This window comes from Arthrobacter sp. Y3225209, from assembly GCF_059090685.1.
On sequence record NZ_JBNHFW010000009.1, the window covers coordinates 23,649 to 44,046 of the forward strand.

General features: G+C 66.8%; 20 protein-coding genes. 2 read left to right on the plus strand and 18 right to left on the minus strand.

Annotated elements, in window-relative coordinates; genetic code table 11:
• Nucleotides 1–123 precede the first annotated feature (123 nt).
• From AC5RVB_RS06995 to AC5RVB_RS07065, 15 genes are all read right to left on the minus strand, one after another.
• On the minus strand, nt 124–1,014 hold the full coding sequence (locus AC5RVB_RS06995; RefSeq protein WP_341482041.1) for a GNAT family N-acetyltransferase: 891 nt from the start codon (nt 1,012–1,014) through the stop codon (nt 124–126).
• On the minus strand, nt 989–2,155 hold the full coding sequence (ispG, locus tag AC5RVB_RS07000) for a flavodoxin-dependent (E)-4-hydroxy-3-methylbut-2-enyl-diphosphate synthase (RefSeq protein WP_227904399.1): 1,167 nt from the start codon (nt 2,153–2,155) through the stop codon (nt 989–991). Before ispG ends, AC5RVB_RS06995 begins: the two co-directional genes overlap by 26 nt.
• A 137-nt stretch (nt 2,156–2,292) precedes the next feature.
• Nucleotides 2,293–2,583 (minus strand): YciI family protein, encoded by a 291-nt coding sequence (locus AC5RVB_RS07005; protein WP_227904398.1) that lies wholly within the window; start codon nt 2,581–2,583, stop codon nt 2,293–2,295.
• A 36-nt stretch (nt 2,584–2,619) separates the two neighbouring features.
• The gene (locus AC5RVB_RS07010) at nt 2,620–2,979 is read right to left on the minus strand and encodes a hypothetical protein (RefSeq protein ID WP_227904397.1); all 360 of its coding nucleotides are present in this window, start codon (nt 2,977–2,979) and stop codon (nt 2,620–2,622) included.
• Entirely contained in the window at nt 2,976–3,638 is a 663-nt protein-coding gene (locus tag AC5RVB_RS07015) for a MarR family transcriptional regulator (protein WP_227928989.1), read from the minus strand. Before AC5RVB_RS07015 ends, AC5RVB_RS07010 begins: the two co-directional genes overlap by 4 nt.
• Before the next feature lie 511 nt (nt 3,639–4,149).
• A complete protein-coding gene (locus AC5RVB_RS07020) occupies nt 4,150–5,499 on the minus strand; it encodes a M50 family metallopeptidase (protein WP_494142304.1) in 1,350 nt (449 codons plus the stop codon).
• A 60-nt stretch (nt 5,500–5,559) separates the two neighbouring features.
• The gene (dxr, locus tag AC5RVB_RS07025) at nt 5,560–6,840 is read right to left on the minus strand and encodes a 1-deoxy-D-xylulose-5-phosphate reductoisomerase (RefSeq protein WP_494142305.1); all 1,281 of its coding nucleotides are present in this window, start codon (nt 6,838–6,840) and stop codon (nt 5,560–5,562) included.
• A gap of 80 nt (nt 6,841–6,920) precedes the next feature.
• Complete coding sequence (locus AC5RVB_RS07030) at nt 6,921–7,598, minus strand: SDR family oxidoreductase (protein WP_494142306.1); 678 nt, start codon at nt 7,596–7,598, stop codon at nt 6,921–6,923.
• Nucleotides 7,599–7,649: 51 nt separating this feature from the next.
• On the minus strand, nt 7,650–8,462 hold the full coding sequence (locus AC5RVB_RS07035; RefSeq protein ID WP_227904392.1) for an HpcH/HpaI aldolase/citrate lyase family protein: 813 nt from the start codon (nt 8,460–8,462) through the stop codon (nt 7,650–7,652).
• A gap of 76 nt (nt 8,463–8,538) precedes the next feature.
• On the minus strand, nt 8,539–9,087 hold the full coding sequence (locus tag AC5RVB_RS07040; RefSeq protein WP_227904391.1) for a MaoC family dehydratase: 549 nt from the start codon (nt 9,085–9,087) through the stop codon (nt 8,539–8,541).
• The gene (locus AC5RVB_RS07045; RefSeq protein WP_290245348.1) at nt 9,077–9,718 is read right to left on the minus strand and encodes a CoA transferase subunit B; all 642 of its coding nucleotides are present in this window, start codon (nt 9,716–9,718) and stop codon (nt 9,077–9,079) included. The genes AC5RVB_RS07040 and AC5RVB_RS07045 overlap by 11 nt, the downstream gene beginning before the upstream one ends.
• A gap of 1 nt (nt 9,719) precedes the next feature.
• A complete protein-coding gene (locus tag AC5RVB_RS07050; protein WP_494142307.1) occupies nt 9,720–10,487 on the minus strand; it encodes a CoA transferase subunit A in 768 nt (255 codons plus the stop codon).
• A 28-nt stretch (nt 10,488–10,515) separates the two neighbouring features.
• Complete coding sequence (locus tag AC5RVB_RS07055) at nt 10,516–11,679, minus strand: acyl-CoA dehydrogenase family protein (RefSeq protein WP_227904388.1); 1,164 nt, start codon at nt 11,677–11,679, stop codon at nt 10,516–10,518.
• Nucleotides 11,666–13,807 (minus strand): acetyl/propionyl/methylcrotonyl-CoA carboxylase subunit alpha, encoded by a 2,142-nt coding sequence (locus AC5RVB_RS07060; protein ID WP_494142308.1) that lies wholly within the window; start codon nt 13,805–13,807, stop codon nt 11,666–11,668. The genes AC5RVB_RS07055 and AC5RVB_RS07060 overlap by 14 nt, the downstream gene beginning before the upstream one ends.
• A gap of 5 nt (nt 13,808–13,812) precedes the next feature.
• Nucleotides 13,813–15,417: a carboxyl transferase domain-containing protein gene (locus AC5RVB_RS07065; protein WP_227904386.1), complete on the minus strand. Its 1,605-nt coding sequence runs from the start codon at nt 15,415–15,417 to the stop codon at nt 13,813–13,815.
• Between the two features lie 142 nt (nt 15,418–15,559).
• Here AC5RVB_RS07065 and AC5RVB_RS07070 point away from each other — a divergent pair, with 142 nt between their 5' ends.
• Nucleotides 15,560–16,189, plus strand: coding sequence for a TetR/AcrR family transcriptional regulator (locus AC5RVB_RS07070; RefSeq protein WP_231709982.1), 630 nt, complete (start codon nt 15,560–15,562; stop codon nt 16,187–16,189).
• Nucleotides 16,190–16,261: 72 nt separating this feature from the next.
• Nucleotides 16,262–16,729, plus strand: coding sequence for a GNAT family N-acetyltransferase (locus AC5RVB_RS07075; protein ID WP_494142309.1), 468 nt, complete (start codon nt 16,262–16,264; stop codon nt 16,727–16,729).
• 87 nt (nt 16,730–16,816) lie between these two features.
• Here AC5RVB_RS07075 and AC5RVB_RS07080 read toward each other — a convergent pair whose 3' ends face one another.
• Genes AC5RVB_RS07080 through pdhA form a run of 3 tightly spaced genes read right to left on the minus strand, consistent with a single transcriptional unit; the run spans nt 16,817 to nt 20,390 of the window.
• The gene (locus AC5RVB_RS07080) at nt 16,817–18,241 is read right to left on the minus strand and encodes a dihydrolipoamide acetyltransferase family protein (protein WP_494142310.1); all 1,425 of its coding nucleotides are present in this window, start codon (nt 18,239–18,241) and stop codon (nt 16,817–16,819) included.
• On the minus strand, nt 18,241–19,266 hold the full coding sequence (locus AC5RVB_RS07085; protein ID WP_227928980.1) for an alpha-ketoacid dehydrogenase subunit beta: 1,026 nt from the start codon (nt 19,264–19,266) through the stop codon (nt 18,241–18,243). The genes AC5RVB_RS07080 and AC5RVB_RS07085 overlap by 1 nt, the downstream gene beginning before the upstream one ends.
• Nucleotides 19,263–20,390 carry a pyruvate dehydrogenase (acetyl-transferring) E1 component subunit alpha gene (gene pdhA / locus AC5RVB_RS07090; RefSeq protein WP_494142334.1) on the minus strand — a complete coding sequence of 376 codons (1,128 nt, stop codon included), beginning with the start codon at nt 20,388–20,390 and terminating at the stop codon, nt 19,263–19,265. The genes AC5RVB_RS07085 and pdhA overlap by 4 nt, the downstream gene beginning before the upstream one ends.
• Nucleotides 20,391–20,398 lie beyond the last annotated feature (8 nt).

The window sequence follows — 20,398 nt, forward strand, 5'->3', positions numbered from 1 at the left end:
TCTTCAGGGGATGTATTCCCTACTAATCTAGCGCGTGCCGCTGCCGGGGCCGGACAGGTGAGGATAACGACACAGCGCCGGCCGGCTGCGGCGGACTTCAGGAACGGGCTTCAGAAACGGGGATCAGAAGAGGATGGTGGCGAACGTCCCGACCTGCTCAAACCCGACGGCCTCGTAGGTGGCGCGGGCGGGTGTGTTGTAGGAGTTCACGTAGAGGCTGGTGACCGGGGCTACGTCGAGGGCTGCGGACACCACTGCCGACATGTAGGAACGGCTCAGGCCCTGTCCGCGGTATTCGGGGTTCATCCAGACGCCCTGCACCTGCACTGCCTGGCTGGATACCGTGCCCAGTTCGGCTTTGAAAACCACGTGCCCGGCGGCGTCGAGGTCCAGCAGGGACTGGCTGCGCTCGATAAGGCCTTTCACCCGCTGGCGGTAGTGCCTGTCCCCGTTCGAGACCGGCGAGTAGCCCACTTCTTCCTCGAACATGGCGGTGCAGGCGGGAAGCAGGACGTCGAGTTCGGCGGGGCGGGCCGGACGCAGGCCCGGAGCCGGCGGAATATCGGAGGCCCTGGTCATCTGCAGCAGCGGCTGGTCCGGACGCACGTCAAAGGGCTCTGCGGAGGAATGCCGCAGCTCGGACCAGATCGAGAGGACGGCCTCGGCGGGACCGAAGATGGATGAGAAGCGGTTCCTCGACCGGGCAAGGTAGCGTCCTACTTCGGGTCCGGTCTCGGCATCCAGGCCCACAGGCACCACATTGACGCCGAACCAGCAGGCACCGATCAGGGTGCCGGCGTCGAACACGCCGACAACCTTCCCGCCGGCAGCCGTGGGTGCTGCGGTTCGGGCGGTCTCCAAATGGGAGAGCATAAAAATATTGGCCACCGGGTCGGCGGCGGCCAGGTCCCACAACGCAACGGTGTCTTCGTCGCGCAGGATCCGCAGCGCCGCACTGGAGGCGGCGCTGCGGATATCGCTCGTCGGCTTAGCTGACGGTAACCATGGGGCCACCCGTCCCAGCATCCTCACCTTCGGTTTCCCCCATCTCTTCCGCGATCCTCATCGCTTCTTCGATAAGGGTTTCCACAATCTGGTCTTCGGGGACGGTCTTGATGACCTCGCCCTTGACGAAAATCTGTCCCTTGCCGTTACCGGAGGCTACACCCAGATCGGCTTCGCGTGCCTCACCCGGTCCGTTTACTACGCAGCCCATCACGGCGACGCGCAGCGGGATGGTCATCCCTTCGAGGCCGGCGGTGACCTCTTCGGCGAGGGTGTACACGTCCACCTGGGCACGGCCGCAGGAGGGGCAGGACACGATTTCCAGCTTGCGGGGGCGCAGGTTCAGCGACTGCAGAATCTGGTTGCCCACCTTGATCTCCTCCACCGGCGGAGCGGAGAGGGACACGCGGATGGTGTCCCCGATGCCCTTGGAGAGCAGTGCGCCGAAAGCGGTGGCGGATTTGATGGTGCCCTGGAAGGCGGGGCCGGCTTCCGTGACGCCCAGGTGCAGGGGCCAGTCGCCGCGTTCAGCGAGCAGCTCGTAGGCGCGGACCATGACCACCGGGTCATTGTGCTTGACCGAAATCTTGAAGTCGTGGAAGTCGTGTTCCTCGAACAGGGACGCTTCCCAGACGGCGGATTCCACCAGTGCCTCGGGCGTGGCCTTGCCGTACTTGGCCAGCAGGCGCGGGTCCAGCGAACCGGCGTTGACGCCGATGCGGATGGACACGCCTGCATCCTTGGCCTCTTTGGCGATCTGCTTGACCTGGTCATCGAACTTGCGGATATTGCCCGGGTTCACGCGGACACCGGCGCAGCCGGCTTCGATCGCCGCATAAACGTACTTCGGCTGGAAGTGGATATCCGCAATGACCGGAATCTGCGACTTCTTCGCGATGATCGGCAGCGCGGCGGCGTCGTCGGCGCTCGGGCAGGCCACCCGGACAATGTCGCAGCCGGATGCCGTGAGTTCGGCAATCTGCTGCAGCGTGGCGTTGATGTCCGTTGTGGGGGTGGTGGTCATGGACTGGACGCTGATGGGCGAGTCCGAGCCAACTCCTACCGATCCCACTTTGATCTGACGGGTTTTGCGTCGCGGCGCGAGAGTGGGCGGCGGTGCAGCTGGCATTCCAAGGTTGACCGAGGTCAAAACGTCCTCCATGTGCCGAAACGGCAGGTATTTGGCTGTGAAACGCGCGTTGAAAAACGCGCCCTTCCTATTATCACCCCGGCCCGGACCGGGACGGCGGTGCAGGGGCGAATATCACTCAGGGCTTAGCGGCCCGTTTAGGCGTGATCGGCAAAGGCGCCGATCGCCGGCTTCCACGCGGTGGTCTTCATGCCGGAAATGGCTCCCACGCTGGCAAACGGATCTTCCTTCAGCAGCTCATGCAGGCCTGCTTCATCTGCAGCTGCCACCAGCAGCAGCGCACCGGCGCCGTCTTCGAATGCGCCGGCGGAGAGTACGCGGCCTTCGTCTGCCAGCCGCTGCAGCCACTCGCGGTGGGCGGGACGGTGCTCGTTCCGCAGTTCGGAGGAATCGGCGTCGTAGACATACTCAACTGCAAAAATACTCATAGCCACAAGCCTAAGGGATGCCCGGGCCGGTGCCGGTCAGGCGGCCTGCAGCAGAAAGAGCCGGACGGGCACTGCTACAGCCGCAGCCCAGAGCATGGAGGTCAGTGTGCCGATAATGAAGCGCTCGGCCGCGGCGGGGGTTTCCTTCAGCTCCGCATAGCGCCCCAGACCCTTGACCGCCACGACGTAGGCGATGGCCACCGGTTCGTCGGCCAGGACGGCAGCGGCTACGGCCAGCCGTTCCAGCATGCCGATGGCCAGCCCGCCGCGAAGGACGGCGGGGGGCGGGGGCGGCGGGTTGCCGACGTCGCGGGCAAGCCGGAGCACGCCGGCAGTCACCGGCCAGCCGAGCACTGCTGCGGCCAGCAGTGCGAGTACCACCCACAGGAAAGTCACTGCCTGTCCACCTTCGTATCCGTTCCGTCTCCTGTCGGCCCCGCGGCCGAACTCTCAGCAGGGGCTGCAGCGAGCTCCTCCGCGCGCTGCAGGAGGACGGCGGCAGCCGGCCGGGCGGCCCATTCCTCCTGCCAGCCGGAGCGCGCTACCGCCTTGCTCACCGCCTGGGAGCTGATGCCGAGCATACGGGCGGCCGCGGTCTGAGCTCCCCATTTGCCGGGCTCGACGTGTTGCAGGATCCGCCATTCAGCCTCGGTGCGCCCGGTTACCAGCCTGCCCAGGAGAACCAGCACCGCTTCCGCCTCCGGAGCGCCGGGCGAACCTTCCACCGCGACCGCTGGCCGGTCCCCCGTTTTCTTGGCCCGGTCGACGGCGCGCCGGGCGGCAACCAAGGCCGGGCCACCCGCCTCACGGGGACTGTGCGGCAAGGGTTCGTGGACCGCGCCCACGCCGATTCCCACGTACCAGTTCCCGTACCGCAGGACCTGCAATGTGGCGTCGACGGCGGTTTCAGCGCTGCCGCATATACCTTGGATCTCATCTCCCACCGACCGCTCGAAACCCAGCACCATGGGCAGGTCCGCCAAGGCAGCCAAAAGATCCGGGACGCGGTCTCCGCTTCCCTGGCTGTTGCGCTGATCAATCGTGAGGACAAACATTTTGCAACCGTAAGCGTATGTAATTCAAATTGCAACCTCTTACGGGTTCATTCGCAATTGCAACCAAAGGTTGTGCATCGGGGGACGGACCCGGCGGCGGAAGGCGGACACAGCTTCCCACGCAGTGGGGCTGCTGTGGCCCTTGAGTTCCCGCTCGTGCTCTCCAGCCCCAGTCAGTGGGACGCTGTGCGCCAAGGTCGATCCCTGCAGACGGGGACTACCCTGTGGGTACTCCCTGCCCGGCCAGGCATGCCAGGGGCCGGTCCGGTTCCCTGCAGGTGCAGGACACCAGCACGGCGCTCGGCCGGATCTGCACGCTTTCGGGTCCCACTCGTACCCGGGCCGGCATAGCACGACGGCAGCGAACACCACCGCTATCAGCAGGCCCACAGGACCGCTCAGGCACCCGGGTTAGGCGGCTTTAATATCCCGGCGAACTCTGCGAGCAAGGGATATCGTTGCCGCCGTTGCGGGCACCGAAGCGGACCGGGCCGAAAAGCGGCCAACGCACCTAGTTGAACAGGCTCACCGGCTTCACAATGTCCGCATAGATCAGCAGTGCCCCCATACCCATCAGGAGCACGGCCACGGCGTAGGTCACGGGCAGCATCTTGGCCATATCGAAGGGCCCCGGATCCGGCCGGTGGAAGAGCTTGGCGACACGCCGGCGCAGGCCTTCCCAGAGTGCTCCCGCTACGTGGCCGCCGTCCAGGGGCAGCAGCGGAATCAGGTTGAACACAAACAGCGCCAGGTTCACGCTGCCCACCAGCCCGATCAGTGTCGCCACCCGGGATTCCACCGGAATGACGTCCTGCGAGGAGATTTCGCCGGCGATGCGTCCCACGCCCACCACGCTCATGGGCCCGTTCGGGTCCCGCTCCTCCGAGGAGAAGGCGGCCTGCGCCACATCCACCAGCCGCTGCGGAAGGTTGATCACCACGCCGCCGATGTTGACCAGGTTCTCCCCCACCGCCGGCAGCACTGCGCTGGCAGGCTGGTTTACAAGTGCCTGTTCAGCACCCACGCCGATGAACCCGACCTCCTGCGTGAGGTACTTGCCGTCCTCGTCCGTCTGCGCGGTGCCGTCCTCGCCCACCACCGGCCGCTCCGTGAGCAGCGGGGTAATGCTGGTCTGCCGTTCCTCACCGTCGCGGACGTAGGTGAGCGGGACGCTCCGCCCGGCGGCGTCACGGATCCAGGATGAGAGTTCATCCCAGGACGTGACTTCCCTGCCGTCGAACACCGTGATGGTGTCCCCCGGGAGGAGGCCGGCCTCGTAAGCCGGGGCTGCAGGGTCCTCGGCCGTGCACTCGGTCTGCCCGGTGGCGGCCTGCTGCTCGGCGGAAATCACGCACTGGTTCACGGAGGCCAGGGTGGTGGTGGTCTGCGCGGTGCCAAAGCCCATCAGCAGCACCGCAAAGAGCACGACGCCGATCAGCAGGTTCATCAGCGGCCCGCCAAGCATAATGATGATGCGTTTGTAGATCGGCAGTTTGTAGAAGACCCGGTTCTCATCGCCTTCCACCAGCCGATCCGTTTCGGCCTGGCGTGCCTCGGTGGCCAGCTGCTGGAACATTCCGGTGCTGGATTTACGCACGGTGCCGTCCTCGGCGGCTTCCTTGTTGGGCGGGAACATCCCGACCATGGAGACGTAGCCGCCCAGCGGCAGTGCCTTGACGCCGTATTCGGTTTCTCCCCGGGTGCGGGAGAAAACGGTGGGCCCGAAGCCGATCATGTACTGCGTAACGCGCACCTTGAAGGCCTTGGCCGGCAGCAGGTGTCCTACCTCGTGCAGGGCGATGGACACGGCGATGCCCACCGCCACGAAGAGTACGCCGAGGATGAAAAGCAGAATGGTCAACGGGCTTCCTTCATTTGAACTGCACCTGGTTCCAACGCGTGCCGGGAGGTCGCAGGGTCGCTATCTTCCACAACGCGCCCGTGCAGCGCCGCGTGCCCACGTCTCCGCTGCCAGCAGCGACTCCAGGGTAAGCGGCCCGGAGTCCGGGGACTCTTCCAGCACGGCGGCGATCGTATCAACTATGTCTGTGAATCCGATGAGTCCGTCGTGGAAAGCGTCCACGGCTTCCTCGTTCGCCGCGTTGTAGACCGCCATGCCGGTTCCGCCTGCTGCGGCGGCGCGTTTGGCCAGGGCGACGGCGGGGAATGCTTCCTCGTCCAGCGGCTCGAACGTCCACTGAGCGGCTTTGGTCCAGTCACACGGCGTGGCAGCGCCGGGCACGCGGTGCGGCCAGCCCATGCCCAGGGCAATCGGCAGCCGCATATCCGGCGGGGATGCCTGGGCAAGGGTGGATCCGTCCACGAACTGGACCATGGAGTGCACTATCGACTGCGGATGGACCACAACGTCGATCCGTTCCAGCGGGATGTCGAAGAGCAGATGCGCTTCGATAACCTCGAGTGCCTTGTTCACCATGGTGGCCGAGTTGGTGGTCACCATCCGGCCCATTTTCCAGGTGGGATGGGCCAACGCCTGTTCCGGGGTGACATGGGCCAGGTCGCTGCGCTTCAGTCCCCGGAAGGGTCCGCCCGACGCCGTGACCACCAGCCGGTCCACCTCCGCATAGGTGCCCGAGCGAAGCGCCTGGGCGAGGGCTGAATGCTCGGAGTCCACCGGGACAAGCTGCCCGGGAGCCGCCGCCCGCTTCACCAGCTCACCGCCCACAATCAGGGACTCCTTATTGGCCAGGGCCAGCAGGTGGCCCGCGGCCAGGGCAGCCAGCGTCGGCTCCAGGCCGATGGAGCCGGTGATGCCGTTCAGGACGACGTCGGCTGCGGGCCAGGCGGCAACAGCGGTGGCCGCGGACTCGCCGACAAAAAGGTCCGGGTCATAGCCGGTGACGCCGGCGGCTGCAGCGGCCTCGCTGATATGCCGGCGCAGCGTGGGCAGGTCGATGGCGGCGCAGCCGACGGCTTCGGCCCGGGTATGTACGGCCTGGCGGGCCAGCAGGTCGAGGTTGGATCCGCCGGCGGCCAGGGCCACAATGCGGAACCGCTCCGGTGCACCGTCTGCGACGTCGATGGCCTGCGTGCCGATGGAGCCGGTGGACCCGAGCAGCACCACCCGCCGGGGAGCTCCGCCGTCCGGCGCCGGCCGGTGGTCAAGCACGTAGTCATAGGCCGTGCTGGCCGGTGCCGGGCTGGATGTGGTGCTGGATGCGGTGCTGGGCGTCTGCTGCATGCTTCCAGTATCCCCCAGCGGGCCGGCCGGGGCGGGATACCGGGTCCCGGGCCGCCGAGCCGCTTGCCGGGGTCCTTTCCCTATCTGCCGGGCTGCAGTGCCTGCACGGCGTCAGGGATGGGAGTGGTGCCGGTGACCAGGCCCAGTGCCTGGTGAACGCCGGCACCGGTGCGCAGCAGTTCCGCCAGGACGGCGGCGACGTCGTGGCGCGGGATCGATGCGTACGGCACCTCCGGTGCCAGCTCTACCAGCCCCTCCCCTGCGTCATTGGTGAGAATGCCGGGGCGCACAATGGTCCAGTCGAGCTGGCTGCGTGCCATCAGGTCTTCCTCGGCGGCCAGCTTGGCCACCAGATACGCATACATCACCTCCTCCAGCTCCTCCGGGCGCCTGCCGTCCCGGACGGCATCGAGTCCGGCGGAGGACACCTGAAGGAAACGGCCGGCACCGGCCTGCTCCGCGGCTTCAGCCAGCAGCACGGCAGCTGCACGGTCCACACTGTCCTTGCGGGCGGCGCCGCTGCCGGGGCCCGCACCGGCGGCAAACACTGCGGCGTCAGCACCGGTCAGCACCTGCACCAGGTCCTCCAGGGTGCTGTTTTCCAGATCCAGGACAACCGGGGCAACGTGGTCGTGTTCCAGGTCAGCTGCCTGCTCCGGATTGCGGATCAGGCCGGCAACATCGTGGCCGTCTGCGGCCAGCAGGCGGCCCAGTTCGCGGGCGATTCTTCCGTGGGCTCCGGCTATGACTATGCGCATGACAACTCAACGGCTCCCGTCCGCGGATGATTCCCTACGCCGGGCGGCGCGCTATGGGCGGGCACGGCGCAGTGTCTGCTCGGCCTGCTTCAGCAGCGGCCCGTCGATCATGTTCCCGCGGAAGTTAAAGACTCCGCCGTGGTTTTTGGCTTCGGCGAGGACCTGTTCGGCGTAGGTCACGTCCGCGGGGTCCGGAGCATAGGCGGCTCGTACTGCCGCGACCTGTCCCGGGTGGATGCAGGCCTTGGCAGCGAAGCCCGAGGCGACGGCGTCCCTGGCCTCCAGTTCCAGCCCTTCCACGTCCGGGATGTTTCCGTAGATCGAGTCAATGGCACCCTTACCGAAGGCCCCGGCGGCCAGCAGCACGGTGGACCGGGCCTGGACGGCAACGCTGCGGTAGGAACCGTCCTCCCGGCGGCTGGACTCCCCGCCGAGGGAGGCCAGCAAATCCTCCGCACCCCACATCAGCGCCGCCACGTTCTCCGCGGCAGCGATCTCAGCCGCCCGCACAACGCCGAGGGCGGTTTCCAGCAGTGCCACCACGGTGAAGCCTGCGAGCGCCTCGGCCACGGCAGCGGCATCCTCTGCCTTGGCCAGCATGACGGTGCGGTACGGGGTTTCCTGCAGGACGGCAAGGTCCTTGGCGAAGTCCTCGGTACCCAGCGGGTTGACCCTCACGATGGTGGTTGCCGGGTTCAGATCCGCAGCCAGCAGGTTCTTCCGGGCGGCGTCCTTGTCCCGCGGCGCCACGGCGTCCTCCAGGTCCACGATGACGGCGTCGGCCCGCTCGGCGGCTTTGCCGAAACGTTCCGGGCGGTCCCCCGGGCAGAAAAGCAGTGCGGGTCCCATGGGGAAGGTCGTCATTGGCTGAACTCCTTGATACTCCGGTTACCGGTTTCTTCCACAGCAGTTACTCCTGTCACGGCCGTGCTTTTACAACCTATCGCGGTCCGGCGGCCTGTTCCTGCGCGGCAAAACCCTCGGAGGTCCACATCAGTGCCGTTCGGCGGAAGGTTGCCACCACCTCACCGTCCTGGTTCCGCCCGGTGTGCTCGAACTCCGCGATCCCCTGCCCGGGCCGGGAGGCGGAAAGGCGGGTACCGGCCACGAGGGTTTCGCCGTACAAGGTGTCGCCGTGGAACAGCGGATGCGGGAACCTGATGTCCGTCATGCCCAGCTGGGCCACCAGGGTGCCCTGGGTCAGCTGGCCCACGGACTGTCCCACAATGGTGGAGAGCGTCAGCATGGAGTTCACCAGCCGCTGCCCAAACGGCGCCGTGGCACTGAAGGCGGCGTCCAGATGCAGGCCCTGGGTGTTCATGGTCAGCGTGGTGAACAGGACGTTGTCCGCCTCGGTGACTGTGCGGCCCGGCCGGTGCTGATAGACCGTACCCGCCTCGAGCTCGTCCAGGAACAGCCCCCGCTGGATGACCACCTTCGGCTGGGTCCCGAGGCCGCTGCCGTTCCGCGCGGTCTGCTCAGAGGCCATGACTGACCTCCAGCGGCGCTCCGGTGGCGGCCAGCACGTCCTGAACGCTGACGCCCGGGGCGGTCTCGCGCAGGACCAGCCCTTCCGGCCCCACCTCGATGACGGCCAGGTCCGTGACGATCAGGTCAACGCACCCCTTCCCGGTCAGGGGCAGGGAGCACTCGGACACGATCTTGGGCCGGCCGGACCGGTCCATGTGTTCCATCATCACGATCACCCGCTTGGCGCCGAAGACCAGGTCCATGGCCCCGCCCATGCCCTTGACCATCTTGCCCGGAACCATCCAGTTGGCCAGGTCCCCGTTGGCGGCCACTTCCATGGCTCCGAGCACAGCCACATCCACGTGGCCGCCGCGCACCATGCCGAAGGAGGCACCCGAATCGAAGAAGGAGGCACCGCGGTTGACGGTGACTGTTTCCTTGCCGGCGTTGATCAGGTCCGGGTCCAGGGCCTCCTCGGAGGGATAGGGGCCGACGCCGAGGATGCCGTTTTCGGAGTGCAGCACCACCTCGACGCCGTCGGGGATGTAGTTGGGGATCAGGGTGGGCATGCCGATTCCCAGGTTGACGTATTCGCCGTCGTGCAGCTCCCGCGCCACCCGGGCGGCCAGTTCATGCCTGCTCAGTGCCATCTCAGGCCTCCTTGTTGTTCGGGGTGCTCACGGTGCGCTTCTCAATGCGCTTCTCCACGTCCGGGGCCAGCACCACGCGCTGGACAAAGATCCCCGGGACGTGAACGTGCTCCGGATCCAGCTCTCCGGGTTCCACCAGTTCCTCCACCTCGGCAATGGTGATCCGGCCTGCGGTGGCGCAGAGCGGGTTGAAGTTCATGGCCGTGGCGTGGAAGACCAGGTTCCCGTGCCGGTCCCCCTTGGCGGCATGCACCAGGGCGAAGTCCGGGGTCAGGGATTCCTCCAGCACATAGTCCGCCCCGTTGAAGCTGCGCACCTCCTTTGGTTCCGAGGCGAGCGCCACGAGGCCCTCGGCGTCGTACTTCTGCGGCAGGCCGCCTTCGGAAACCTGCGTACCCACTCCGGCGGGCGTATAGAACGCCGGAATACCCGCGCCCCCGGCGCGCAGCTTCTCCGCCAGCGTGCCCTGGGGCGTGAGGACCACTTCAAGCTCCCCGGAGAGGAACTGGCGGGCGAACTCCTTGTTCTCCCCCACATAGGAACTGACGGTACGGCGGATGCGGTGGTCTGCGAGCAGCCGGCCCAGGCCCCAGTCATCCACGCCGCAGTTGTTGCTCACGGTCTCCAGGTCCATGGTGCCCTGGAGGTGCAGTGCGTCGATCAGCGCCACCGGGATGCCGCACAGGCCGAAGCCGCCCACGGCGAGGGAAGCCCCGTCGGGAATGTCCGCCACGGCTGCTGCCGCGCTTGGGTACACCTTGTCGATCATGCCCTGTTCCCTTCCTTGTTCCTCATCCTCACAGGCCCATACTGCGGGCAATCAGCATCAGCTGCACCTCAGTAGTTCCTTCGCCGATTTCCAGGATCTTCGAATCCCGGTAATGCCGGGCCACCGGGAAGTCATTCATAAAGCCGTAGCCGCCGAAAATCTGGGTGGCATCGCGGGCATTGTCCATGGCCGCTTCGCCGGCGATCATCTTCGCCATGGCGGCCTGGGTCTTGAACGGCTTGCCGGCCAGCATCCGGGCGGCGGCGTCATAGTAGGCCAGCCGGGCAGTGTGGGCACGGGACTGCATCCGGGCGATCTTGAAGGAGATGGACTGATAGGTGCCGATGGGCGCCCCGAAAGCGGAGCGTTCCTTGGCGTATTTCAGGGATTCCTCAACGCAGCCCTGGGCGGCGCCGGTGGCCAGCGCGGCAATGGCAATGCGGCCTTCATCGAGGATCTGCAGGAAATTGGCGAATCCGCGGCCCGGAGCTCCGAGCAGGTTCGCTTCGGGGACCCGGACGTCGGTGAGGGTCAGCGGGTGGGTGTCCGAGGCATTCCAGCCCACCTTGTTGTACGGCTTTTCAGCGGTGAAGCCGGGGGTGTCGGTGGGCACCAGGATGGTGGAGATCTTTTTCCGGAAGGTACCGTCCGCTTCCGTCACCGTATCCGTGACGGCGGTGACGGTGACCAGCCGGGTGATGTCGGTGCCGGAGTTGGTAATGAACTCCTTGCTGCCGTTGATCACCCATTCACCGTTCTCCAGCCGGGCGGTGGTTTTGGTCCCCCCTGCGTCGGACCCGGCTTCACGTTCGGTCAGTCCGAAGCCGGCTAGGGCCTCTCCGCTGGCCAGCAGGGGCAGCCACTGCTGCTTCTGCTCCTCGTTGCCGAAGCGGTAGATGGGCATCGCGCCGAGCGACACTCCGGCTTCCAGGGTGATGGCAACCGACTGGTCCACCCGGGCAATCTGCTCCAGCGCGAGCGCCAGAGCGAAGTAGTCGCCGTCCATGCCGCCGTACTCCTCCGGGAAGGGAAGCCCGAACAGGCCCATCTCGCCCATCTGGGCCACCACCTTGTAGGGGAAGCTGTGCTCGGCGTCGTGCTGGGCGGAGACGGGAGCTATGACCTCATCGGCGAAATCACGCACCGTGTCGGAAAGGTCCTGATATTCCTCGCTGAGTTCAAAGTCGGGCATTGTCTGCTCCTTCGGGGGTTACGGCCGTGGCAGGACCTGTACTGGGTTCGTCGCCGGCGGGAACCGGCTCGGGTGTGAGGGTGGCCAGGACCTGGTCCGCCTTGACCAGGTCCCCCGGAGCGAGGCTGATGCTGACAACCCCGTCCACCGGAGCGCGCAGCTGGTGTTCCATCTTCATGGCCTCCACGCTCAGCAGCGGGTCCCCGGCGCTCACCCGGGTGCCGTCTGCCACGGCGACGGCCACCACGGTGCCGGGCATCGGCGAGCGCACCACCGGGTCCGCTGTCCCGGCTTCCCGTCCTGCCTCCGCGAGCTGGCGGTCCAGCTGTTCGCGGCGCGAGCGAACCCGCAGGCGGACCGTGAACGGTCCGGTGTCTGCGTCGCCGGCAAGCCAGAGCGCCCCGGAGCCAGGTTCAGCCGCGACCGTGAAGGTGTGCAGCACACCGTCCAGGCTCAGCTGCACCCGGCTGCCCGGTGCGAGGGGACGGGCGGTCGGTGTCCCCGGCGCGTCCAGCAGCGCGGCGCTGCGTACCGGGCCGCCGGCGATCCGGATGCGGGCCTGTGCCGCAGTTCCGGTGACGCCCACCTCCACGTCCGTGCCCTCCGGAGACGGTGCGGCGAAGGTCAGTGGAAGTTCAACCGCTCCACCCACCCGCCATCCGTCGGCCCGCTGCCACGGTGAGGCAGAGCCGGCCAGGGAGTGCAGGTGCAGCAGTGCGGCCGCCGCCAGTTCCGGGTCCTGCGCCGTACGGAAGCGGAGCCCGGGCAGGCGGCGCTGGATCAGCGTGGTGTCCAGCCGTCCGGCCCGCACGTCAGGGTCCGCCAGCAGCAGCCGCAGGTACTCAACATTGGTGCCGATGCCCAGGACGGCGGTGCCGGCCAGGGCCGAGTCCAGGCGCGCAAGCGCGGCGGCACGGTCCGGTCCCCAGGCGATGACCTTCGCCAGCATCGGGTCATAGCTGGAGGACACCGCCAGTCCGGGCAGCAGGGAGGAATCCACCCGGATGCCCTCGCCGAAGGGTTCGCTGAGCCACTGCACGGAGCCCGACGTCGGCAGGAAGTCCCGGGCCGGATCCTCTGCGTAGATGCGGGCCTCCACGGCGTGCCCGGTGAGGACTACGTCCTCCTGCTTCAGTGACAGTGGGCGCCCGGCGGCAATCCTGACCTGCTCCGCGACCAGGTCCACCCCGGTGACCATTTCCGTTACCGGGTGCTCCACCTGCAGCCGGGTATTCATTTCCATAAAAAAGAACTCGTCCGGAGACGCGTCCGAGACCAGGAATTCCACGGTCCCGGCTCCGGTGTAGTCCACGGAACGGGCCGCGTCGCAGGCAGCCTGGCCGATGCGTTCCCGGGTGGCGGCATCCAGCAGCACCGAGGGAGCTTCCTCGATGACCTTCTGGTGCCGGCGCTGCAGCGAGCATTCCCGCTCGCCCAGGTGGATAACGTTGCCGTGCGTATCCGCAAGGACCTGCACTTCGATGTGCCGGGGCGAGGAGACGAGACGCTCCAGGAACAGGGTGTCGTCGCCGAAGGCGGAGGCGGCCACCCGGCGGGCGGTCTGCAGGCCCGCCGGCAGGTCTTCCGGATGCTCGACCGCCTGCATGCCCTTGCCGCCACCACCTGCGGAGGGTTTGATCAGAATCGGATATCCGACGTCGGCTGCGGCTGCCAGCAGCCGGGCGTCATCCAGGCCCGGCTCGGCGATGCCGGGGACCACCGGAACCCCGTGCGCCTGGACGTGGTTCTTGGCCCGGATCTTGTCCCCCATCAGGTCCAGGGAGTGGACTCCCGGGCCGATGAAGGTGATGCCGGCGTCCTCCAATGCCCGGGCAAAGTCGGCGTTTTCACTGAGGAACCCGTAGCCGGGGTGCACGGCCTGCGCCCCGGTGCTGCGGCAGGCGGCCAGCACGGCGTCCACGGACAGGTAGCTTTGCCGTGCGGGCGCCGGGCCCAGCCGGACCGCCGTGTCTGCCTCTCGGACGTGGCGGGCACCGGCGTCGTCGTCGCTGTAGACCGCAACGGAGCGGATGCCCAGCTGCCGGAGGGTGCGGATCACGCGGCAGGCAATTTCGCCGCGATTGGCCACCAGCACGGTGTCAAAGAGCGGATTCTCTAGAGGTCTCATGGGGCTCACATCCGGAACAGGCCGAAGGAGGTCTCCGGCAGCGGGGCGTTGGCACAGACATCAAGTGCCAGGCCTAGGACGGTGCGGGTGTCGAGCGGATCGATAATGCCGTCGTCCCAAAGACGCGCAGTGGAGTAATACGGGCTCCCCTGTGTTTCGTAGGTGTCCCGGATGGGGGCCTTGAAGGCTTCCTCTTCCTCCACGGGCCAGTCCTCACCCCGGGCCTCGAGCTGGTCGCGTTTGACCGTGGCGAGGACCGAGGAAGCCTGTGCCCCGCCCATTACGGATATGCGGGCAGCGGGCCACATCCACATAAAGCGCGGCGAGTAGGCCCGCCCGCACATGGAATAGTTGCCGGCCCCGAAGGAGCCCCCCACCACCACTGTCAGCTTCGGCACCCGGGCCGTGGCCACGGCGGTGACCATTTTGGCGCCGTTTTTTGCGATGCCGCCTGCCTCGTAATCCCGCCCGACCATAAAGCCGGAAATATTCTGCAGGAACACCAGGGGAATGCCGCGCTGGTCGCAGAGCTCGATGAAGTGGGCACCTTTGAGCGCTGATTCACTGAACAGCACGCCGTTGTTAGCCACAATGCCGATCCGGTGGCCGTGCAGCCGGGCGAATCCGGTGACCAGTGTGGTGCCGTATTCCTTTTTGAATTCGTGGAACTCGCTGGCATCCACCAGGCGGGCAATCAGCTCACGGACGTCGTAGGGGGTCTGCAGGTCGGTGGGGACCGCCCCGTAGATCCCGGCCGGATCTTCGGCCGGCGGCCGCGTCTCAATAAGATCCTCCGCGGGCCGCTGCTGCGGGAAGGTTTCCACAATGCTGCGGACGATCTCCAGGGCATGGGCATCGTTTTCGGCCAGGTGGTCGGTGACGCCGCTGGTGCGCGAATGCACCTCGCCGCCGCCCAGCTCCTCTGCCGTCACAATCTCGCCGATGGCTGCCTTGACCAGCGGAGGCCCGCCCAGGAAGATCGTGCCCTGGTTGCGCACAATAACGGTTTCGTCGCTCATGGCCGGAACGTAGGCGCCGCCTGCCGTGCAGGACCCCAGCACAGCCGCAATCTGCGGAATTTTCCGCGCGGACATCTGTGCCTGATTGAAGAAAATCCTGCCGAAATGTTCCCGGTCCGGGAAAACCTCGTCCTGCCGGGGCAGGAATGCCCCGCCGGAGTCCACAAGATAGATGCAGGGAAGCCGGTTCTCCAGCGCAATTTCCTGTGCGCGGAGGTGTTTTTTGACGGTCATCGGGTAATAGGTGCCGCCCTTGACCGTGGCGTCATTGGAGAGCACCATCACCTGCCGGCCGGAGACCCGGCCGATACCGGCGATCAGCCCGGCACCGGGGCACTCGCCGTCGTACATGTCTTCGGCGGCCAGCGGAGCGATTTCCAGGAAGGGGCTGCCGGGGTCCAGCAGCCGGGTCACGCGGTCCCGGGGCAGCAGCTTGCCGCGGCCGGTATGCCGTTCCCTGGAACGCTCGGGTCCGCCCAGCGCTGCCGCTGCCAGCCGCGAGCGCAGTTCCGCCGCCAGTTCCTGCTGTGCAGCGGCGTTTTTGGCGAACCCGCTGCCTGCCGTGTCGAGCCCGGATTTCAGTGTCTCCATTGACGTCTTTCTGCCGAGTTGCGAGGGTCAACCGGGCCTCAAGCCTAAGTTAATAACCCCTAACCCAAGTTAGGTTATTGGTTATTAACTGGTCTGTCCACCAGAATGGAAAGAAATGTGCGCTCCAATCGGAAGGGTGGGAATGGACGCAGCGAAGAATGACGCAGAAAAGGAGGTGCCCCGCGTGACGGGGCGCAGCCTGGCCAAGGCCTCACGACGGGCCGCCATGCTTGATGCGGCTGCTTCCCTCTTTGCGGAGCGCGGCTACAACGGCGTATCCATTGAGGAACTGGGCGCCGCAGCCGGTGTCAGCGGCCCCGCCGTGTACCGGCACTTCAGCGGCAAACCCGCCGTGCTGTCCGCCCTGCTGGTGGGGGTCAGCCGGGACCTGCTCGAAGGCGGCAAGGCGGTGGTCGCCGAATCAGCGACGCCGGAGATCGCCCTCCGCGGGCTGGTGGAGTTCCAGGTGGACTTTGCACTCCGCCAGGCGGATGTCATCCGGGTCCAGGACCGGGATCTTGGCAGCCTGCCCGAAGATGATGAACGGACGGTGCGTTCCCTGCAGCGCCAGTACGTGGAAGTGTGGGTGGACGCACTCTCAGCCCTGCACCCCGGTTCGGACCTGCCGTTGCTGCGCCACCGTGCGCAAGGCGTGTTCGGACTGATCAACTCCACCTCCCACACCGTCCACGGGCGCACCGGTGCCCGCGAGACGGCGAAGCTGCGCTCGCTCCTCGATAAGATGGCGTGGGCGGCCCTGAACGCCAAGTAGTTTTCCTTGCGCCCTCCCCGGGCACATCTCCTTGTAGGCTGACAACAAATCCCCCGAGCAGAAAGACCTGCTGTGATCGAGCTTCGTGCCGTAGTTCCCGCCGACCTGGAGGAGTTTTTCTCCCACCAGCTGGACCCCAGCGCCAACCATATGGCGGCTTTCACCGCCAAGAACCCGGCGGACCGCGGGGTCTTTGACCACCACTGGCAGAGCATCCTCAATGACGAGAGCATCACCGTACGGACCATCGTGTCCGACGGCGAGGTAGTGGGCAGCATCCTGGCCTACCGGGACGGTGACGTTCCCGAGATCAGCTATTGGATCGACAAGGCGCGGTGGGGCCAGGGCATCACCACGGCCGCCGTCGGTTTGTTCCTTGAGGAGTTCACCGAGCGCCCGGTCCGTGCCCGCGCCGTGGCGGACAATGTCAGCTCCATCCGCATTCTGGAAAAGTACGGCTTCACGGTTATCGGTGAGACCCGCGGTTTCGCGAATGCCCGCGGCACCGTGGTCCGCGAACTCGAGCTCGAACTGAACTAGTTCCTAAGTTCCCGGGCAGGTGCCCGCAAAACGAAAGGGCCCGTTCCGCACAGGAACGGGCCCTTTCGTCTTTGCCGTGCCGGCGGGTTACATCATGGCCAGCGCCAGCGCCGGTTCGGCCAGCACCGCGCCCACTTCACTGAGGAACCCTGCACCCTGTTCCCCGTCCACCAGCCGGTGGTCGAAGGAGAGGCTCAGCGTCATGACCTGCCGCAGCGCGATGTCTCCGTTGTACTCCCACGGCTGCCGCCGGACAGCGCCGAGTGCCAAAATCGCGGCTTCGCCGGGATTCAGGATCGGGGTTCCGGCATCCACGCCAAACACCCCCACGTTGGAGATCGAGATGGTTCCGCCGGTCAGCGCGGCCGGCGTTGTCCTCCCCTCCCGTGCCGTTTGCGCCAGTTCCATCACCGCTGAGGCGAGCCCGTGCAGGCTAAGCGCGTGCGCGTCCTTGATGTTGGGAACCATCAGCCCCCGCGGTGTGGCGGCAGCAATACCCAGGTTGACGTAGTTGTAGCGGATGATCTCCCGGGCCGGCTCATCCCACCGCGAGTTCAGCGCCGGGAAACGCTTCAATCCCAGGCAGACGGCCTTGGCTGCAAGGGTCAGCGGGGACAGCTTGACCCCGTCGAAGGCAGGTTGCTTACGGAGCCGTGCCAGCAGTTCCATGCTGGGAGTGACATCCACGGTCAGGAAAACCGTTGCGTGCGGGGCCGTGAAGGCACTGGCCACCATGGCCGCGGCGGTGTGCTTGCGGATACCTGAGACCGGTATCCGTTCCTCCCGGCCCGGCTCCACGGCCTGCACGGGCGCCGGTACCGTCTCCACTCCGGCGGCGGGAGCGGCGTCGGGTGTGGCTGCCGGTGAGGCGGCGCGCACGACGTCGGCCCGCACCACCAGCCCGTCTGGCCCCGTTCCGCGCACCAGGGTGAGGTCCACGGAGAGATCCCGGGCCAGCTTGCGGACCGGCGGGGTGGAGCGGGGACGTTCCTGCACGGGGTCAGCCGGCCCGGCGGGTGCCGCGGCCGGGAAGGACACCGGCGCGGGAGCCGGTTCGTCCTTCGGCGTATCAACTGCCGCCGGCGCCACGGGGTCAGCCGGCGCCACGGATGCCGCCACCTGTACGGATGTCGCCGCTACCGGAACCGACCGCCGGCGCCGGGCCGGGCGTCCGGCCGCGTCGGGCAGGGCGCCATAGCCCACCAGGTTCGGCTCCCGCTTGGCGGGGGCTCCACCTGCCGGCGCAGGGTCCGTATCCCCGGGAGTGTCTCCGGCGGGCACTTCGAAGGAGACTATCGGTGACCCCACCTCCACTACGGTCCCGGGCTGCTCGTGCAGCCGTGCCACCACACCCGCGTACGGCGAGGGCAGTTCGACCACTGCCTTGGCTGTCTCCACGTCGGCGATCACCTGGTTCAGCTGCACGCTGTCCCCCACGGCGACATACCAGTTCACGATTTCGGACTCGGTGAGCCCCTCCCCCAGATCCGGGAGGCGGAATTCGCGCAGCATCAGCCCACCGCCGGCACAGCGCTGAGGATGGGGGCGGAGAGGGAGCTGGGCCGGTCCAGCACACAGTCCACCCCGTCCAGGATCCGGTCCAGATCCGGCAGATGGTGGGATTCGAGCCGGGCCGGCGGATAGGGGATGTCGAAGCCGGTGACCCGCACGGGCGCATGCTCGAGGTAGTTGAAGCAGCGCTCGGTGATGCTGGCGGCAATCTCTGCACCCAGGCCGCCGGACTGCGCGGCTTCATGGGTGATCACCAGGCGGCCGGTCTTCCGTACGGAGGCCTCCACTGTGTCGAAGTCGATGGGCGCCAGCGAGCGCAGGTCGATGACCTCCACTGACACACCCTCGTCGGAGGCAGCCACGGCCGCATCGCGCGCGGTGGGTACCAGCGGTCCGTAGGTCACCAGGGTGACGTCGGTACCGGCGGTCAGTACCCGGGCCGAGCCCATGGGCAGCTCCGGTTCCGCTTCCAGGTCCACTTCTCCCTTGACGTGGTAGCGGCGCTTCGGCTCGAAATAGAGCACCGGGTCATTGGAGGCGATGGCCTGCTGGATCATCGTGTAGGCATCCTGCGGGTTGGACACACTGATCACACGCAGCCCGGAAGTGTGGGTGAAGTACGCCTCCGGGGATTCCGAGTGGTGCTCCGGGGAACCGATGCCGCCGCCGAAGGGCACCCGGATGGTCAGCGGCAGTGAGACGGCGCCCCTGGTGCGGTAGTGCATTTTTGCTACCTGGGACACAATCTGGTCAAAGGCCGGATAGATGAACCCGTCGAACTGAATCTCCACCACGGGACGGTAGCCGCGGAAGGCAAGTCCGACGGCGGTACCCATGATGCCGGATTCGGCCAGCGGGGTGTCCACTACGCGCTGGGGCCCGAAATCCTGCTGCAGTCCGTCGGTAATCCGGAAAACGCCGCCGAGCTTGCCGACGTCTTCGCCCATCACCAGGACCTTGGGGTCCTTCTCCATCGCGCGCCGGAGACCCGCTGTGATGGCTTTGCCGAAAGTCATGGTGGTCATGCGCGGTTCTCCTCTGGCGCGAAACCGTTGAGGTAGCGCGAGTATTGCTCCTGCTGGCGGTCCAGCCAGGAGTTGGGCTCGGAATAGACGTGGGCGAAGACATCGGCAGGCACCGGGTCAGGCATGCCCAGGCAGGCCGCCCGAAGCTCTGCCGCTGCGGCATCCGTTTTGGCGGCGACGTCGGCGGTGAAGTCAGCGCCGAACAGTCCCATCTGCGTCAGCAGCGCCTCGATCCGGGTCAGCGGGTCCTTGGCCTTCCAGTCGTCCAGCTCGGCTGCGTCCCGGTACCGGGTGGGGTCATCGGCCGTGGTGTGCGGGCCCATCCGGTAGGTGACGGCCTCGATGAAGGTCGGGCCGTGTCCGGAGCGCGCACGTTCCAGCGCCTCCCGGGTGGCGGCCATGACGGCCAGGACGTCATTGCCGTCTACCCGGGTGGAGGGAATCCCAAATCCGGGGGCACGGTTGGCAATAGGCACCTGTGCCTGCAGGGTCACCGGTTCGGAGATGGCCCACTGGTTGTTCGTGCAGAAGAAAATGACCGGCGAGCTGTAGCTCGCGGCGAAGACCATGGCTTCGTTGACGTCGCCCTGGCTGGTGGCACCGTCACCGAAGTAGCTGATGGCGGCGTCGTCGGTGCCGTCACGGGTGATGCCCATGGCAAACCCCGCGGCGTGCAGGGCCTGGGCCCCGATGATCACCTGGGTGGGGGCCATGTTCACTGCATACGGGTCCCAGCCGGCGGCGGCGTTGCCGCGCCAGACGCGCATGAGATCCTCCATGCCCACGCCGCGGCAGTACGCCACTCCGTTTTCGCGGTAGCTGGAGAACACAAAGTCCGAGGGGCGCAGGGCCCGGGCCGAGCCGATCTGCGACGCTTCCTGCCCGAGCAGCGGCGGCCACAGGCCCAGCTCACCCTGGCGCTGCAGGGCGGTGGCTTCGGTATCGATGCGCCGGATGACCGCCATGTCGAGGTAGAGCTCGCGGAGCCGGGTGCCGTCAATATCGTCGACCCAGCGGTCATAGATCGGATCGGGGACGCGGATGCCGTCCGGTGTAACAAGCTGGACATAGGGGTCGGTGGGGGAACTGCCGGAGTTTTCCGGGTGCCGCACCGGGGTATGCAGGGACACTT

Bases quoted from the DNA above. Each gene is read 5' to 3' on its own strand.
- dxr (WP_494142305.1), bottom strand. From the start codon at position 6,840: ATGCAGCAGACGCCCAGCACCGCATCCAGCACCACATCCAGCCCGGCA.
- AC5RVB_RS07065 (WP_227904386.1), bottom strand. From the start codon at position 15,417: ATGGAGACACTGAAATCCGGGCTCGACACGGCAGGCAGCGGGTTCGCC.
- AC5RVB_RS07070 (WP_231709982.1), top strand. From the start codon at position 15,560: ATGGACGCAGCGAAGAATGACGCAGAAAAGGAGGTGCCCCGCGTGACG.
- AC5RVB_RS07005 (WP_227904398.1), bottom strand. From the start codon at position 2,583: ATGAGTATTTTTGCAGTTGAGTATGTCTACGACGCCGATTCCTCCGAA.
- AC5RVB_RS07030 (WP_494142306.1), bottom strand. From the start codon at position 7,598: ATGCGCATAGTCATAGCCGGAGCCCACGGAAGAATCGCCCGCGAACTG.
- AC5RVB_RS07085 (WP_227928980.1), bottom strand. From the start codon at position 19,266: ATGACCACCATGACTTTCGGCAAAGCCATCACAGCGGGTCTCCGGCGC.
- AC5RVB_RS07050 (WP_494142307.1), bottom strand. From the start codon at position 10,487: ATGATCGACAAGGTGTACCCAAGCGCGGCAGCAGCCGTGGCGGACATT.
- AC5RVB_RS07035 (WP_227904392.1), bottom strand. From the start codon at position 8,462: ATGACGACCTTCCCCATGGGACCCGCACTGCTTTTCTGCCCGGGGGAC.
- AC5RVB_RS07045 (WP_290245348.1), bottom strand. From the start codon at position 9,718: ATGGCACTGAGCAGGCATGAACTGGCCGCCCGGGTGGCGCGGGAGCTG.
- AC5RVB_RS07055 (WP_227904388.1), bottom strand. From the start codon at position 11,679: ATGCCCGACTTTGAACTCAGCGAGGAATATCAGGACCTTTCCGACACG.
- AC5RVB_RS07060 (WP_494142308.1), bottom strand. From the start codon at position 13,807: ATGAGACCTCTAGAGAATCCGCTCTTTGACACCGTGCTGGTGGCCAAT.
- AC5RVB_RS07015 (WP_227928989.1), bottom strand. From the start codon at position 3,638: ATGTTTGTCCTCACGATTGATCAGCGCAACAGCCAGGGAAGCGGAGAC.
- AC5RVB_RS07080 (WP_494142310.1), bottom strand. From the start codon at position 18,241: ATGCTGCGCGAATTCCGCCTCCCGGATCTGGGGGAGGGGCTCACCGAG.
- AC5RVB_RS07040 (WP_227904391.1), bottom strand. From the start codon at position 9,087: ATGGCCTCTGAGCAGACCGCGCGGAACGGCAGCGGCCTCGGGACCCAG.